The sequence below is a fragment of the Streptomyces sp. NPDC007095 genome, from assembly GCF_040634475.1.
GTDB lineage: Bacteria > Actinomycetota > Actinomycetes > Streptomycetales > Streptomycetaceae > Streptomyces.
The window spans coordinates 1-2294 of sequence record NZ_JBEYFS010000482.1 but is presented as its reverse complement, the minus strand read 5'-3'; the positions used below and the strand labels follow the sequence as shown (position 1 = coordinate 2294).

2 protein-coding genes are annotated in these 2294 nt (G+C 73.4%); both read left to right on the top strand.

Going from position 1 to position 2294, the window contains the following annotated elements:
* Positions 1 to 496: 496 nt before the first annotated feature.
* A complete protein-coding gene (locus ABZ656_RS57550; protein ID WP_360280684.1) occupies positions 497 to 1081 on the top strand; it encodes a winged helix-turn-helix domain-containing protein in 585 nt (194 codons plus the stop codon).
* 78 nt (positions 1082 to 1159) lie between these two features.
* The gene (locus ABZ656_RS57545; RefSeq protein WP_360280681.1) at positions 1160 to 2179 is read left to right on the top strand and encodes an NAD-dependent epimerase/dehydratase family protein; all 1020 of its coding nucleotides are present in this window, start codon (positions 1160 to 1162) and stop codon (positions 2177 to 2179) included.
* Positions 2180 to 2294 lie beyond the last annotated feature (115 nt).

Sequence of the window (2294 nt, the reverse complement as noted above, 5' to 3'; positions counted from 1 at the left end):
GGGGGGGGGGCGGGGGGGCGGGCGGCGCCGGCGCCCGCCCCCCCCCGCCGGGGGGCCGGCGCCCCGCCCCGGGGCGGGCGGGGCCCCCCCACCCCCCCGGGGGGCCCCCTCCTCTCGTTGTGCGACATCAGCCTCGTCCTGCGATGTCGTTCCTGGTCGTACGAGGTCAGCCTCGACGTCAAGTTCACGCCAAGGACGCGTCCGACCTGTGAGAGGAGTCTCCTGCCCGGCTCCGGCTTCTGCTTCAATGGGGGTATGGCCAGCTTCCAGAAGTACACCGCGACGGGTCGCCCCGACCTGGAGCCCTTCTGGCCTTCCCGTCAGCATCACGACTTCGACCGGGTGTGTTGCCGCGCGACGAACGCGCCGGCCCTCTAAAGCCGTACACCCCGGCCTTCGGCCAGCGCGCACGACGTACGTCCTCGACGGCCCCGACCACGAACTCGCGGTCGTCGACCTTCCCGACGAACTTCTCGCGCGAAAGAGCTGACCTCTCATGGCGACCACTCGTTCCTTCTCGTCCGTCGCGACCACCCCCGCACCGGCACCCGCCCCCGTCCCCGCGCGGCACCGGCTCCGTGCCGTCCACCGGGACGAGGTGGTCGACGTCGCGGACTTCCTGCCGCCGGGCGCCACCTGGCTGCCCGCTCCCCCGCACACCCTGCCCGTACTCCCCGGCCAGCCGCCGATGGTCGGCTACCTGGTCCTCGTACCGGCCGAGCAGCAGCCCCTGCTGCCGGTCGCCGTACCGGACTCCCCGGCCCCCGTCGACGCCGCCGTCGGGGACGACCCGCTCGTCCGCATCGACCCCGTGCAGCGCACCGCCGAGGTCGACGGGCGGCCGCTCGACCTCACCTACCTGGAGTTCGAGCTGCTCGCGCACCTCGTCGCGTACCCGCACCGGGTGCACACCCGCGACCAGCTGGTCACCACCGTGTGGGGCTACGGGCACGTGGGCGACGGGCGGACCGTCGACGTCCACGTCGCGCGGTTGCGGCGCAAGCTGGGGGCGCAGCACCGGCAGGCGATCCAGACGGTACGGCGGGTGGGATACAAGTACGCGCCTCCGACGGGGCGTTGACCCACTCCGCCGCTCAGGAACTCTTCTGTCAGCAGATTCCCGTTCCGTCCGGCGGGCCGTGCGGGCAGAGTCGTCCGTATGAAACCCAAGAAACTGCTGGTGCTGGGCGGTACGGACTTCGCGGGGCGGGCCGTGGTGGAGGCGGCGCTCGGCCGTGGCTGGGAGGTGACCGTCTTCCACCGCGGGCGCCGCGAACCGCCCGCCGGAGTGCGGTCCTTGCTGGGTGACCGCACCGCCCCCGACGGGCTCGCGGCGCTCGCCTCCGCCGCGGGTGAGGGCGAGGGTGAGTGGGATGTCGTCGTCGACACCTGGTCGGCGGCGCCGCGGGCCGTTCGCGACACGGCACGGCTGTTGGCCGACCGGGCCGAGCGGTATGTGTACGTGTCGAGCTGCTCGGTCTACGCGTGGGCTCCGCCCGCCGACTACGCCGAGGACGCGCCGCTCGTGGAAGGGGCGTCCGAGGACGCGGAACAGACCGACTACACGCGGGACAAACTGGGCGGCGAGCTGGCCGCCGTGTCCGCGTTCGGCGCGGAGCGCTCGTTGCTCGTGCGGTCCGGGCTGATCCTCGGGCCGTACGAGAACATCGGGCGCCTGCCGTGGTGGTTGACCCGGCTCGCCCGGGGCGGTCCCGTACTCGCGCCCGGCCCCCGGTCCCTCCCCCTCCAGTACGTCGATGTCCGTGATCTCGCGGAGTGGATCCTCGGGGCGGCGGATGCGGGGGTGAGCGGGGCGTACAACCTGATGAGTCCCCAGGGGCATACGACGATGGGGGAGCTGCTCGACGCGTGCGTCCGGGTCACCGGGGCGCGGGCGGAACTCCGCTGGACCGAGCCTTCCGTGGTTCTCGACGCCGGGATTCAGCCGTGGACGCAGTTGCCGGTGTGGGTGCCGGTGGGGTCCGACATGCATGACGCTCTTCATCGGGCGGACGTGTCCCGTGCGGTGGCGGCGGGGCTGCGGTGCCGGCCCGTCTCGGAGACGGTCGCGGACACGTGGACCTGGCTCCAGGGCATCGGCGGGGTGGCCCCCCGACGCCCGGACCGCCCACCGGTGGGCCTCCCACCGGACCTGGAGACAAAGGTACTCACCCAGTAGCGCCACCCCTGTTCTCGCCCCCGCCGCCCCAGCCCTTCCCAACCCACGGGGGCTCCGCCCCCGGATCCCCAAAAGACCGCGCAGTTCCCCGCGCCCCTTCAAGGGCGCGGGGAAC